Origin of the sequence: Nonomuraea recticatena, assembly GCF_039533245.1 — a bacterium.
Taxonomy (GTDB): domain Bacteria; phylum Actinomycetota; class Actinomycetes; order Streptosporangiales; family Streptosporangiaceae; genus Nonomuraea; species Nonomuraea roseola.
The window spans coordinates 1-508 of record NZ_BAAATE010000212.1 but is presented as its reverse complement, the minus strand read 5'-3'; the positions used below and the strand labels follow the sequence as shown (position 1 = coordinate 508).

At 62.6% G+C, this 508-nt stretch carries 1 protein-coding gene; it reads right to left on the bottom strand.

From position 1 onward, the window contains the following. On the bottom strand, nt 1-508 hold a 508-nt coding region (locus tag ABFX50_RS51200; protein ID WP_346158583.1), incomplete at both ends, for a nucleoside recognition domain-containing protein.

Here is a 508-nt window from a genome sequence, read left to right as displayed (position 1 = left end):
TACACAGGCAGGCGCGCCGAGCAAGTCATCAGCGGCGCAATCATGATGGTCAGCAGTCGGTCGCGCCAGCTGCTGATGGAGCGCGTGGCCATGATGCCGGGCACGGCACAGGCAAAGCTGGACAGCAGCGGGATGAAGGAGCGACCCGACAGACCGACGGTGCCCATGATGCGGTCCAGCAAGAAGGCGGCTCGCGGCAGATAGCCAGAGTCTTCCAGCACCAGGATGAAGAAGAACAGAAACAGAATCTGCGGCAAAAAAACCAGCACGGCACCGGTGCCGGCAATCACGCCATCGACCAGCAGGCTGCGCAACACGCCCTCAGGCATGACATTGCCCACCCATTCGCCAAAATGGGCCACGCCGCCTTCAATGCCTTCCATCAATGGCTCGGCCCAGCTGAACACGGCCTGGAAGATCAGGAACAGCGTCACCAGCAGCAGCAGCGTGCCCCAGACCGGGTGCAGCACCACGGAGTCGATGCGGTCGTCGCGCTTGGTGTCCACCT